At 64.6% G+C, this 11017-nt stretch carries 9 protein-coding genes and 1 pseudogene; 2 read left to right on the forward strand and 8 right to left on the reverse strand.

The features are described from left to right. The 6 genes and pseudogenes from MOV75_RS13815 to MOV75_RS13840 all read right to left on the reverse strand — a co-directional run. A pseudogene (locus tag MOV75_RS13815) lies at nucleotides 1–352 on the reverse strand (nucleoside phosphorylase); the annotation flags it as partial. After that, on the reverse strand, nucleotides 286–2253 hold the full coding sequence (shc, locus tag MOV75_RS13820; RefSeq protein ID WP_246925708.1) for a squalene--hopene cyclase: 1968 nt from the start codon (nucleotides 2251–2253) through the stop codon (nucleotides 286–288). The pseudogene MOV75_RS13815 and the gene shc, both read right to left, overlap by 67 nt. A gap of 63 nt (nucleotides 2254–2316) precedes the next feature. After that, nucleotides 2317–3573 (reverse strand): hydroxysqualene dehydroxylase HpnE, encoded by a 1257-nt coding sequence (hpnE, locus tag MOV75_RS13825; protein WP_246925706.1) that lies wholly within the window; start codon nucleotides 3571–3573, stop codon nucleotides 2317–2319. Continuing rightward, nucleotides 3573–4412, reverse strand: coding sequence for a presqualene diphosphate synthase HpnD (gene hpnD, locus MOV75_RS13830; protein WP_246925701.1), 840 nt, complete (start codon nucleotides 4410–4412; stop codon nucleotides 3573–3575). The genes hpnE and hpnD overlap by 1 nt, the downstream gene beginning before the upstream one ends. After that, the gene (hpnC, locus tag MOV75_RS13835) at nucleotides 4402–5286 is read right to left on the reverse strand and encodes a squalene synthase HpnC (protein ID WP_246925698.1); all 885 of its coding nucleotides are present in this window, start codon (nucleotides 5284–5286) and stop codon (nucleotides 4402–4404) included. The genes hpnD and hpnC overlap by 11 nt, the downstream gene beginning before the upstream one ends. A gap of 192 nt (nucleotides 5287–5478) precedes the next feature. Continuing rightward, nucleotides 5479–5712, reverse strand: coding sequence for a hypothetical protein (locus tag MOV75_RS13840; RefSeq protein WP_018315694.1), 234 nt, complete (start codon nucleotides 5710–5712; stop codon nucleotides 5479–5481). A 460-nt stretch (nucleotides 5713–6172) separates the two neighbouring features. Between MOV75_RS13840 and MOV75_RS13845 the strand changes: the two genes are divergently transcribed. Both MOV75_RS13845 and MOV75_RS13850 read left to right on the forward strand, forming a co-directional pair. Further along, nucleotides 6173–6670 (forward strand): hypothetical protein, encoded by a 498-nt coding sequence (locus tag MOV75_RS13845; RefSeq protein ID WP_212081252.1) that lies wholly within the window; start codon nucleotides 6173–6175, stop codon nucleotides 6668–6670. 93 nt (nucleotides 6671–6763) lie between these two features. Then, nucleotides 6764–7597, forward strand: coding sequence for a hypothetical protein (locus MOV75_RS13850; protein ID WP_246925696.1), 834 nt, complete (start codon nucleotides 6764–6766; stop codon nucleotides 7595–7597). Nucleotides 7598–8123: 526 nt separating this feature from the next. Here MOV75_RS13850 and MOV75_RS13855 read toward each other — a convergent pair. Further along, complete coding sequence (locus tag MOV75_RS13855; RefSeq protein ID WP_246925693.1) at nucleotides 8124–10490, reverse strand: RND family transporter; 2367 nt, start codon at nucleotides 10488–10490, stop codon at nucleotides 8124–8126. A 211-nt stretch (nucleotides 10491–10701) separates the two neighbouring features. Beyond that, on the reverse strand, nucleotides 10702–11017 hold a 316-nt coding region (locus tag MOV75_RS13860; RefSeq protein ID WP_247005976.1), incomplete at its 5' end, for an ethanolamine ammonia-lyase light chain EutC.

The raw sequence follows: 11017 nt of genomic DNA on the forward strand, positions 1-11017 counted from the left end.
CCCAGCGGGTGTCGCCGGACAGCACTTCGGTCGCCAGCACGACGTCGCCGGAGCGCAGCGTCGGGTCGAGCCCGCCAGCCACGCCGAAGGAGATCACGCCGCGAATCGTATCAGGGTCCACCACCGTCAGAAGCGCCCGCAACTGGGTCGGGCTGCTGGATGAACAGATGACCGCCATCCCGGGCCCGGCCGCGATTCGGGCCTCCTGAACCAATCCAGTCACGATCAATATCGGCCGCGGGTCGATGGTATTACCCACGGTAAAATAGTCCCCCGTCCCCAAAGTCACATTCCGACCCCTACCACCCTGCTGTTGGTGTTCCGCAAGTTCCGATACCGCGCCAGCGCCCACAGCGGAAAGAACTTCGGGTAACCATGATACCGTAGATAGAACACGCGGGGGAAGCCCGTGGCGGTGTACCGCTGCTCGTCCCACAGTCCTTTTTCGTTCTGTGTTGCAATCAGGTACTCCACCCCCCGGGCGACGGCCGGGTGATCAACCTCGCCTGCCGCCATGAGAGCAAGCAAGGCCCATGCCGTTTGCGAGGCGGTCGAGGGGGCAGCCTCCCATCCCCGGTAGTCAAGGCGGTAGCTGACGGCGTCCTCGCCCCAGCCGCCGTCCTCGTTCTGGATCGAGGCCAGCCAGTCGGCGGCCTTCCGAATCATGGGATCGTCATGACGGATGCCGGCCATGTTCACGGCGCAGAGCACCGACCAGGTTCCATAGATGAAGTTCATGCCCCAGCGCCCATACCAGGACCCCTCCGGGTGCTGGGTCTTCCGGAGGTAGGCGACCCCGTCAGCCACGTGCTTGCTGGTCTTCTCGGTCTCGCCGAGCTGGGCCAGCATGGAGATGCAGCGTGCGGTGACGTCCTCGGTCGGCGGATCGAGCAGCGCGCCGTGGTCGGAGAACGGGATGTTGTTCAGGTAATATTCGAGATTGTTGACGTCGAAGGCGGCCCAGCCGCCGTCGTCGCTCTGCATCCCCTCGATCCACTCCCGGGCGCGGGCGATCGCGGCATCGTAGCCGGTGGCGCCGTGCTCCCGGCGCATGCGGTCCATCGACATCACCACCACGGCGGTGTCGTCGAGGTCGGGGTAATGCGCGTTGTTGTACTGGAAGGCCCAGCCGCCCGGACGCACGTCAGGCCGCTTCACCGCCCAGTCGCCCTTCACCTCGAGCTCTTGCCGCGGGATCAGCCAGTCGAGGCCCTGCTTGGCCGCCGGCACCGCCTTGTCGCCGCCGGCTTCCAGCAATGCGTGGGCGGTCAGCGTCGTGTCCCAGACCGGCGAGACGCAGGGCTGGCAATAGGCCTCGTCGCCGTTGATGACGAGCAGCTTGTCGATGCCGCGGCGGGTGATCGCACGCGGCGGGAAGGTCTCGTCCTTGCCGAGCGCGTCGTACATCATGACGATGTTGGCCATCGGCGGATAGATCGCGCCCATGCCGTCCTCGCCGTTGAGCCGCTCCTCGGTGAAGGCGAGCGCCGCATCGATGGCGCGCTTGCGCAGGCTCTTGGGAAACATCGGCTCGACCACGCGCAAGATGCCGTCGAGCGCGCGGAACAGCACGAACCAGGCCATGCTCTGGTGCGGTGCCTTCGCGGTCATGCCGATCGAGCGCGGATCCTGCAGGAACAGCTCGTCGATGCCGACGCCCAGCGGATTCTTCGCGCGCGGCTTCAGCGCTGCTAGCACCATCAACGGCACCATGGTGGTGCGCGCCCAATAGGAGATCTTGTTGAGGTGGAACGGCGACCAGAACGGCAGCAGCACGATCTCGATCGGCAACACCGGCACCGCGCGCCAGGTCACCACGCCGTACATCGCAAGCAGGAAGCGCGTGAAGACGTTGCTGTTGATGGCGCCACCGCGGGCATGGATCGCCTCGCGCGCACGCACCATGTGCGGGGCGTCGACGGAATCACCGATCATCTTCAGCGCGAAGTACGCCTTCACGCTGGCGCTCATGTCGAACTCGCCGTCATGCACCAGCGGCCAGCCGCCGTGAGCGCCCTGAACGCGGCGCAGATAGTTGCCGATCTTGGCCTCGAGCACGGTGTCGACCGGCTCGGCGAGAAAATGGCGCAGCAGGACGTATTCGGCCGGGATCGTGCAGTCGGCTTCGAGCTCGAACACCCAATGGCCGTCGGATTGCTGGAAGCCGAGGACGCCTTGCGTCGCCGACGCAATGCTCGATTCCAGGGTGCTTGAATCCAAGGTTTCGCGGCTGGTCGCGTTCACGGAATCCATCACGCTCGATTGCTCCGATAGTCGATTGAACTTGACCGGGACATTGCCCGTCAGGGCCGCTCTTCAGGATCCTTTGGCGGCCAAAACCAGATCGGCGGCGCGATCGCCTGACCGCACCGATCCCTCGATGGTTGCAGGCAATCCCGTAGCAGTCCAATCACCGGCGAGAAACAGGTTTTTCAGCGCAGTGACCGGCCCCGGACGCAGGGCATTCTGGGCCGGTGTTGCCGCAAATGTGGCACGGCGCTCACGCACGATCTGCCACGGAGGCAGCTCGCCGGAGACACCGCCGGCCTTGCAGACGTCGTTCCAGATCGCCTGCGCGAGTTCCTCGCGCGGCATGTCGACCAGACGGTCGCTATTGCTGATGGTGACGGAAAGCCGGTTCGGGAACGCAAACAGCCACTCCACGACGCCGCCGATCACGCCGAGGATCGGCGCCGAACCCGGCGGCGGGGCGATGCGGAAATGCGCATTCACGATGGCGCGGAATTCGGTCGGCGTCTTCAGCCCCGGCAACAGGCCCGCTGCAGCGCGCGGCGGCACCGCCATCACGACGACATCGCCCTTGCTGAGCTCGATCACGTCCTCGCCGCCGAAATTCAGTGCACTGGCCTTGCCGTCGCTGGTCGCAAACGAGCGCAGCTCATGGCCGAGCTGAACGGTGTGGCCACGTTCCTGCAAAAACTTCACCGCCGGCTCGATCAGCACGGCGCTGAGGCCGTCGCGCGCGATCAGGGGACGGCAGGCCTGCCCGCCAGCAAGCAGCGTCTCGCGCACGATCGCACCGGCAAGCCCGGCCGAGCCCTCGGGTGGATCGACGTTGAGCGCGGCGAGCAGGAGCGGCTGCACCAGGCGCTGATAGAGCACGCCTTCGGTAGGAATGGCCTTGCCGACCAATGTCTCTTCCGACGCCCAGATCAGCGGCGCCAGCTTCAGATAATCGATCAGCCCGGTGTCGGGCACGCGGCGGCTCTCGTCGAGCACCCAGGTCGGCAGCCGGCCGGTGCCGAGATCGATCTGCCAGCGCTGCCCGGTCTTGAGGTCGACGAAGGGAAACTGCGCGCTTTCAGGACCGACCAGCCCAGCCTCGGTGCCGATCGCGCGCGCATAGGCACGCGCGTGGCTGTTGCCCGACAGCAGCAGATGATTGCCGTTGTCGATGGTGAGATTGGTGGCGCCGTCGAAATAGGAGCGGCAACGGCCGCCGATCTGCTGCGTCGCCTCGTGCACGGCGACCTTGAAGCCGGCATTGGCGAGCCGAACGGCGGCGGAAAGGCCGGAAATTCCAGCACCGATGATGTGAGCTGTGTTTTGCATCAGATGAAAGCGTAGCGGAGCAGGATCAGGATACGTGTGACCTTTGACACACGCACCGGCTGGCGCGGCGCATTGAAACCGCGGGCGATCAGCAGATCCAGAATCGAATGATAGTATTTCGACATGATCCGCGGCGCGCGCACCGCGCGGCGCTTGTTGCGGTTCATGATCTCGTCCGACTTCTCGAAATGCATCTTCGCACGCTGCGTCAGCGGCAGGCAGACCTTCGGCAGCGCGCGCTCGGCGACCACGCGGTTCGGATCGTCGGAGGTGATGCCGGCATGCAGCAGCGCCTCGCGCGGCAGATAGAGCCGGCCGAGGCCGGCATCCTCGTCGATGTCGCGCAGGATGTTGGTGAGCTGAAGCGCGCGGCCCAAATGATAGGCGAGCTGGATCCCGTCTTCACCCGGCAGGCCAAATACCCGCACCGACAGCCGTCCCACGGCGCTGGCGACGCGATCGCAATAGAGGTCCAGCGTCGCCATGTCGGGCGCGCGGATGTCCTGCGGCACGTCCATCTCCATGCCGTCGACGATCGCCAGGAAATCCTCGCGCTTCAGGCCGAAGGTCTTCACCGAGGCGACGTAGTCCTTCAGCCGCGGCGGCGGGTGTCCCTGATAGAGTGCGTCGATGTCGTTGCGCCATTCCTGAAGCGCGGCGAGCCGCTCCTCGCGCGGACCGTCGGAATCGGCGATGTCGTCGACCTGGCGGCAGAAGCTGTAGATCTGGAACATCGCTTCGCGCTGGTCATGCGGCAGGATACGCATCGCGGCATAGAACGAGCTGCCGGATGCGGTCGAGCCATAATTGGCGCCGGGCGAGGTCGCCTCAAGCGTCATGTGCAGTCCCCGGTCTGGAAATGGCCTTGCGTCCGATCGCGCGACGGCCGACTTCGCCGATCATTCCGGCGAGGCTGAAAGTGAGCAGCTCGAACTTGTTCAGGTGCACGCGCTCGCGCAGGGGATCGCGCACCTTCAAGAGGCGCACGATGCGGTCGGCGTAGGCCTGGATCACCGAGACGTCGACGCCGAGGCGGAAATCCCGGATCTCGGCGCTCAGCGACCTGCCCTCGTCGAGCAACGCTTCGTTGCGGACGGCGAGCGCCTGCAGGCAGGCCAGCATCGCCGGCGGCGACTGCGACAGCCCGAGCTGCTCGACGGAGGCGCCGTGAGCTGCCAGCGCATCGCGCGGCAGATAGACGCGGTTGAGCTCGCGGAAATCCTTGCCGCAATCCTGCAAATGGTTGTTGATCTGGAGGCCCGCGCAGAGCGCATCCGATGCGGCCCAGGTCGAGGTGCTCTCGCCGTGGACGTCGAGCATGAAACGGCCGACCGGCATCGCCGAATAGCGGCAATAGTGAATGACCTCGTCCCAATTCTCGTAACGCAGCTTGGTCACGTCCATGCGGAACGCGACCAGCACGTCGAGCGCATGGCGCGGCGCCATGCCGCGTTCGGCGAGCGCGCGGCGCAGAGTCACGGCTTCGGCCTGGGTGTCGCCGTTGCCGAGCAGCTCCGCCTCGAGCAGGTCGAGATAAGCGAGCTTCTGGTCGGGCGGCAGCGTCGCGTGGTCGGCGATATCGTCGGCGGTGCGGACGAAATTGTAGTACGCCAGGATCAGGGCGCGATGACGCGGATGAATGATCCAGGACGCGACGGGAAAATTCTCGTCGCGGTCACCCTTGCCGGATCGCAATTCGCTCGCAGAGGTCATCGAGGGCTGGTTTACAATCGTTTGGATAGAAAGGGCTTCTTCGCTCGCGGGCTCATGCCGGCGATCCGCCGCGGTGCCCCCATATAGGGGAATACGGCCGCAAAACCAATCCTGTCTGTCGATGGCTGCCCGTTGCGGATCGCACCCGAAAAGGCGGCCCTGGGGCCGCCTGTTCTGGGCCAGTGGCCGAGCTTACTGGTTGTGGGTCTTCAGGACCTGGTCGCAGGCCTGCGAGATCTTGGCCCGGTTCTCCTTGAGGCAGGCCAGGATGGTGAAATCGCCCTGGTCGATGACCGGACGGCAGAACTTCTGCACGTCGCGCGTGCAGGCCTTCTGCTCGGCGTCCGTGCCACGCCCTTGCTGGGCGAACGCCGCCGTCGAAACAGATGCCGACAGCAGGGTGAGAGCGACGAGAAGCTTACGCATTGTATTCCTTCATTCTGACGGCAGAATCGCACCGGACCCGGACTGCACAGGGCGGATGACCGGAGCGGATTGTTCTGATGGCAAGTCGCCGCGGGAGGTGCGGCCTCAGAGAAGGCACAAGCACTGGCAAATGCGGCCAAATTGGCGCCGCACCCACCAAATCAGGTCTTCCCTGAACTCTCATTGGCAAATGTAAGAGATTGATACTACGTCATAATTCAGGGACGCTGCGTTTTACTGCATACCTGTTGCAGGGCTGCATCTCTCCGCCCCGCTTTTCCCGCCAGAAACATGCGGAAACAGGACAAATCGGCGAGCCCGAGCCTGGCGCGAGGCGTCGTGAACCGCCATCTCTGGCGGCTCGGCTTTGAACCTGACACTGGCTCGGAGCACTAAACTTTCGATGTGGCGAGACGTTCTCAAGGGTAGGCGGGCGTTGTTCCAAAACGGGATATTTGAGATGACATTCTTTGGGCGATCTGGACTGGCAATCAAGGCGGCGGGCATCGGAGCGGCGCTGCTCTTTTCGGTTTCGACAAGCCACGCTCAGTCGTCCGGCCCGTTTGCCGGCTTCGACGGCGCGTGGACCGGCACCGGCACGGTGTCGCTGTCCGACGGCTCCACCGAGCGCATTCGCTGCAAGGCCGACTACAAGGTCGCCGGCAGCGGCCTCAACCTGAAGCAGGCTCTGCACTGCGCCTCCGACAGCTACAAGTTCGACCTCACCAGCGACGTGACGAGCCAGGGCGAGCGCATCTCCGGCAATTGGAGCGAGTCCAGCCGCAACATCTTCGGCAACCTCCAGGGCACCGCCGGCGGCGGCCAGATCGACGTGTTCGTCGAGGCCAACGGTTTTGCCGCCAACCTCTCGCTGCGCACCAACGGCACCAAGCAGACGGTGCAGATCAGCTCCAAGGGCGAGATCCGCGGCGTCAACATCACCATGACGAAGAGCTGATCCTCTCTTCTCGGCCAAGAGAAATACGGCCCCCAGTTCTCGCGAGCCGGGGGCTTTTTGCTGGCACGAACTCACCAAGACGGACTTGCCGAGATGGACCCAATACGCAGACATCTGCTCAAGGCCGCCGGGCTCCTCATAGCCACCCGCGCCTTCGCCAATGATCGGCAGGGAGCGACCATGCAGCCTTCACCCGTGAAGCCGCGTCACGTGCTCTGCTTTCTCGGCAGGGACGATAAACTGCTGCAACCCTCGAAAGCGATGGCCAAGACCATCGCCGATTTCAACTTCGAGATCGACCGCACCTATTCGCAAGCCAAGCCCGATCCGCGCATGGAACGGTCGTTCGGCGTGTGCTGGGACCGCGTCTTCCCGAAAGCTTGGTCCGCATCCGACGAAGCCGCCGTGGCCAGCCACAAATCGGTCCTCTACGTGCAAAGCCCGCCGATCGATCAGCAGAAGTCGGCCGCCTATGCGGCCGCCGCCTTGCTGATCGTGGACGAGATGTTCGACGCAGGCGCCATTGCGGCGAAAGGCGAAAGCGCCGGCGTCGCCCATGGCGTCGCGCGGTGGCGCAGTCTCGCCGATCAGGCGCGCAAGGGCTCGAAGACCAGCCAGGGCCTGAGGATGACCCCCGCCGTCACGAAGGCGTGTCGTCTCGCGTTCGCCAAGCGCCCGCTCGCCGGCGATCGCTATTACGAGTCCGTCGGCTATCACCTCGTCGGCTTGCCGGAGGTTTATGTCGCGACATCGCGCGGCAGCGATCGGGACGCGGTCAAACTGATGGACGAGATCGCTGACGCCATGGCCGAGCACGGCATCGAGGCCACGCTGCGCGACCGAAAGCTCACGCTGTCGCGGGAGCAGGACTACGCCGAGAGCGATTTCAAGTTCAATCCGTACGGGATCGTCCGGATCGACGCGTGAGCGGAGATCGCCATCAGGACAAGCGCTGCGGCTGCGATCAGCGCAAAACCGACGGCGGCCCTATTGCCACCGACGCGCTGTGCAAACCGCGGCACGCAGAGCGCCGAGGTCAACAGCCCAATTGGCGTCATCGCGGCATTGGCCCCGATCAGAAGATCGCTGAATGGTTCCTTCTTGAGGACCAACGCGAGCAGCGGCGAAGACAGTCCCCGGTGATTGGAGCTAAACCGGAAGAGACAGGATCCCGCGAGTCGATGCGATCACCGGCAGGGTTTGACGCAAACTGATGCTCCGGCTTGACGCGCATGCAGCCGTCCTGGAGCTGCGGCTGTCACCCAAGGCGTTTCACAATGCCGTCGCTCGCCGCCTGTCCGCTGATCAGCGACATCCCAAACGACAATCTCGCAGCCCTTGGTTGAACAAGGTCGCGCAGCAAAGGTTCGTCAGCCGTGAAAAAGATCGGTCCCAAGCGCGTCTGTTGCGCTTGAGAACCCGAAGGACGCTCCACGTGCGAGCGCGATGGCGACTAGATCGCCGGCTTGTCGGTTCCCTGCAGCTTGGCATGCAGGTTGATCAGCCACATCGCCGTCGGCCTGAGGATGAAGAGGTCAGCGACCAGCGCCATCACCATCGAGAAGGCACTGAGCCACCCGAACAGCCGCAGCGACGGCAGGTCGGAGAACACGGTGACGACGAGGCCGCAGGCCAGCACCACCGTGGTCAGAATCAGCGCCGGTCCGACCAGCACGGTCGCCCGCTCCACCGCGAGCGCGGAGCCGACGCCCGGCCTGCTCTCGAGCCTGAGGCGATTGAGGAAGTGGATGGTGGCGCTCAAGCCCAACCCGAACGAGACGGTGAGCGCGACGACGCTGGCGAATTGAAGGCCCTCGCCCATCGCCCACAGCACCGTTCCCGACATCACGACGGGGAAGATGCCCGGCAGGATGCAGGCGAGCATCACGACCCAGGAGCGGAAGGCAAGGCCGATGAAGATCGCGACCAGCGCGAATTCGACGGTGAGCCCGCGGTTCAGCTTCTCGATCATGCTGGCCGAGTTGCGCGCGGCTATCGCGGCAAGACCGGTTACCGCGACCTCATAGCCGGGATGCTTCTTGCGGACGGCGTCGAGTTCGGAATCGAGCTTGTCGACGATCGGCAGAAGCTGGCTTGAATCCTTGTCCGGCACGCGGCCAGCCACCACGACTGCGTCCTGCTCGGCGTCGATGAAGCGCCGCACCAGATGCTCGGGGATGACGCTGACATATTCCTTCAGCGTCGCGACGTCGGCGCTGCCGGCCTTTTCCGCAAGCCAGCGGCGCAGGGTCTCGACCGACCAGACATTGCCGACACCGGCCGCCTTCTCCACGGTCGCATGCACGTCCGCGATGGTCTGGAGCGTCTCCGGCGAATAGAGCGATTCACCCTTCGGGAACTGGATCAGCACGTTGACCGGATTGGCGCCGGTGAGCTTGGCATCCAGCCGATCGCTGGCGGCGACTGCCTGACGCTTGTCCGGCACCTGGTCGGCGAGCCGGTAGCGCGGCTCCAGATTGGCGTAGATGACGCCGAGGCCGCCGACGAACAGCACCGCGATCAGGCTGAACAGGCCGGGCCGGCCCACCATGCGCACCGCGATCCAATAGCAGAAATTGCGCAGCGCCTGGACGCCGGCATCCGCGCTCTGGAACTTGACCGCGAACGTCTTCTCGTTGCGCACGAGCAGCACGCCGAACACCGGCACCAGCGACAGCACCGCGACCAGCGCGATGATGGTGGCGGCGAGGCCCGCCTCGCCGAACTTGCGGATCAGGTCGGAGTTGGAGAACTGGAGCGCGATGAAGGAAATGCCGGCGGTGCCGTGCGTCAGCACGCAGGCCGGTCCCACCACCAGCACGGCGTTCTTGAACGCGGTGAACTTGTCCTGGCCCGCGATCAGCCGGTCGCGCGCGGCGAAGGTGAGCTGCATCGAGTCCGAGAAACTGATGACCATGATGAGCGGCGTCATCACGTTCAGGAACATGTTGAGATTGAAATTGGCCCAGCCGAGCGCGCCGAGCGCCAGCAGGATCGCGATCATCGGCGGGAACGCCGCGGCGACCATGAACGAGATCTTGCGGAAGAAGATGATGGCGATGACGCAGCCGGCAAGGATGCCGAGGATGTTGTAGGTCAGCCCGTCGCGCTCGACCGCGTTCCGGATCTCGAGCTGCATCACGGGCACGCCGGAAAGCTGCACGTTGAGCCCGGTCTCGCTGAGATCCTCCTTCATCAGCGCGCGGATGTCGGCGACGGTCTTGGTCAGCTTGCTGGAGGCGACCACCTCCGGATCGAGCGACAGCACGATCAGCGCCAGCGTGCCGTCTTCCGACAGCAGCTTGCCGCGGATGATCTCGTTGTTTTTGACGGTCTCGATGAACTTGTCGTAGTCGGCGCCCTGGGGCAGCTCGGCCGGGAACAGTGCCGCCGGCAGCTTGCCCGGCGCCGGCGCCTGGCGCGCGGAAAAAAGCGAGACCAGTCCGCGCGTGCCTTCGACCAGCTGCATGTCGGTGACGAAGTCGCGCAGCTTCTCGAGATTATTCCGCGCCAGGAGGCTCTTGCCTTCGACCACGACGAGGACGTCGAATTCCTCGGCCGGGAACTTCTTCGTCACCTCTTCATATTGGTGGAATTCGCGGCTGTCGGAGCGAAACAGCTGCGACAGCGAATCGTCGATCTTGATCCGGTGGATGCCGAACACGGCGCCCACGATCAAGACGAGCAGGACGATGCAGGAAACGATCGGCGCCCGGACTGCGATCAGCCCCAGACGCTCCAGCCCGAAGGCGATCGAGGACGTAGGTCCCTGCTCGACCTTGTCGACATGAACCTCATTCTCGCTGTGCTTTTCGAGCATGCCTTATCCAGTTCCTAAATCGACTCGGTCTTGAGAGCTTGTCGCGCCCCGCGAACGGCTTGAAAACGCCATACCAATGGGAAGGCTTGCCCTTTGAAAATGCGCGGAAAATCGCCGTGGGGGGTTTAGCAGGTCAACCGGTCTTTTCGCAAGCAGGCGAAGTGTGGCCAAAATCGATCAAGAAGCGGCGATCTGGGCCCCTCGATGCCGGTCATCCGGGCGGGAATGTGCCAATTCGACGCGGCGCGCGGTCCGCGCTCTCGTCCTTCAGCGCCACGCCGCTGACCTGCCGCGCCAGCCCCTCGCGGACCAGCCAGGCGATCTTGAAGGCGGCCTCGTCATAGCTGAGCCCAGCGTGGTGGATGTTGGACACACAATTTCGCTCGGCATCGGTGCGGCCGGGCTTCGGCGCGAAAGTCAGATAGGCGCCGAGACTGTCGGGCGCAGACAGACCGGGCCGCTCGCCGATCAGCGTCGCCACCATGCGCGCGCCGAGAATCGCGCCGATCTCGTCGCCGAGCGCAACG

Origin of the sequence: Bradyrhizobium sp. PRIMUS42, assembly GCF_023006515.1 — a bacterium.
GTDB lineage: Bacteria > Pseudomonadota > Alphaproteobacteria > Rhizobiales > Xanthobacteraceae > Bradyrhizobium.

Bases quoted from the DNA above. Each gene is read 5' to 3' on its own strand.
- hpnE (WP_246925706.1), bottom strand. From the start codon at position 3,573: ATGCAAAACACAGCTCACATCATCGGTGCTGGAATTTCCGGCCTTTCC.
- MOV75_RS13840 (WP_018315694.1), bottom strand. From the start codon at position 5,712: ATGCGTAAGCTTCTCGTCGCTCTCACCCTGCTGTCGGCATCTGTTTCG.
- MOV75_RS13845 (WP_212081252.1), top strand. From the start codon at position 6,173: ATGACATTCTTTGGGCGATCTGGACTGGCAATCAAGGCGGCGGGCATC.
- hpnC (WP_246925698.1), bottom strand. From the start codon at position 5,286: ATGACCTCTGCGAGCGAATTGCGATCCGGCAAGGGTGACCGCGACGAG.
- hpnD (WP_246925701.1), bottom strand. From the start codon at position 4,412: ATGACGCTTGAGGCGACCTCGCCCGGCGCCAATTATGGCTCGACCGCA.
- MOV75_RS13850 (WP_246925696.1), top strand. From the start codon at position 6,764: ATGGACCCAATACGCAGACATCTGCTCAAGGCCGCCGGGCTCCTCATA.
- MOV75_RS13855 (WP_246925693.1), bottom strand. From the start codon at position 10,490: ATGCTCGAAAAGCACAGCGAGAATGAGGTTCATGTCGACAAGGTCGAG.
- shc (WP_246925708.1), bottom strand. From the start codon at position 2,253: ATGGATTCCGTGAACGCGACCAGCCGCGAAACCTTGGATTCAAGCACC.